The sequence below is a fragment of the Aquidulcibacter paucihalophilus genome, assembly GCF_002105465.1.
In the GTDB taxonomy this organism is placed as follows: Bacteria; Pseudomonadota; Alphaproteobacteria; order Caulobacterales; family Aquidulcibacteraceae; genus Aquidulcibacter; species Aquidulcibacter paucihalophilus.
Genome location: NZ_NCSQ01000086.1, coordinates 1 through 705, shown reverse-complemented (window position 1 = coordinate 705; position 705 = coordinate 1). Strand labels below are relative to the sequence as shown.

The window sequence follows — 705 nt, the reverse complement described above, 5'->3', positions numbered from 1 at the left end:
TCACAACCCCATTTCTGTGCCATAGGTGCTGACGGGGAACATTCCGACTGACTGTATATCTCAATCCCGGGAACGCTTCGGTTTGCTGACGGCACACTTACGTAGAGAACAATGGTCTTCCCATTATCCGAAATTCCTGCAACACCGCCAAAACTTGACATAGACACGCGCGGTAAATTCGCTTTAGGCGTATAGACGATGTTATTTTTGTCAATTTTAGCTGTTTCCAAGTAACTGGGGGGTCCGTCCGAGTAGTTGGGTGACCAAATTGGAATTTCGCGTTGTTTTGGGGTTTTTAAATCCCGTACAATTAGCGCTTGTCCTGTTTTTGATATACTGAGCACATCAAAACTGACACCTTCCGGAGCTTGGGTATACTTTGTTACTTTAGCCTCAACAGAAGTCGGATCTGAAATAAAGGATATGCCAATTAGTGATCGAGGCGGCTCGTCGTCACTCTTATTCGTCCACTGCCCGTTGATTTTGACTTGCTCCCCTACACCCCGAAATAATACTTCTGACGACTCCAAGACTGGCCATAGTTGATTAAATTCATTCCAACCAGAACGATGTAGTTGCCGCTCTTGAGCTGTTTCGATTTTAAATTCAAAGAGGCCGTAAGTTAGCAATAATTGCATATCACTTCTATAGCTCGTTAGATCATCTAGGTTCTGTTGACAAACTGGATTCCCAAATCATTTGAAT

1 protein-coding gene is annotated in these 705 nt (G+C 43.8%); it reads right to left on the bottom strand.

Annotated elements, in window-relative coordinates:
• On the bottom strand, positions 1 to 638 hold a 638-nt coding region (locus B7364_RS17870), incomplete at its 3' end, for a hypothetical protein (protein ID WP_157893573.1).
• Positions 639 to 705 lie beyond the last annotated feature (67 nt).